1 protein-coding gene is annotated in these 240 nt (G+C 52.9%); it reads left to right on the top strand.

Going from position 1 to position 240, the window contains the following annotated elements:
* The coding region (locus QP415_RS12775; RefSeq protein WP_285100322.1) for an NAD-dependent epimerase/dehydratase family protein at window positions 1–240 on the top strand (240 nt) is incomplete at both ends.

Below are 240 nucleotides of genomic sequence, written 5' to 3'. Positions count from 1 at the left end.
TGGATCGGGTTGCGCTACTTTAATGTTGCCGGTGCTGGCTGGGATGATCTAGCAGATCTGGCAATCTTGAACGTGGTTCCGATGGTTCTCGATCGTGTTGAACGCGATGAGCCCGCCAGGATTTTCGGATCGGATTATGACACTCCGGACGGTACATGCGTTCGCGACTACATCCACGTTCGAGATCTTGCAGAAGCTCATATCGCTGCCCTCGATGCTCTTGCTGATTCTCGTCCACTT

It is taken from the genome of Pauljensenia sp. UMB3104 (assembly GCF_030217285.1).
Taxonomy (GTDB): domain Bacteria; phylum Actinomycetota; class Actinomycetes; order Actinomycetales; family Actinomycetaceae; genus Pauljensenia.
This window is presented reverse-complemented; position numbering and strand designations above follow the sequence as displayed.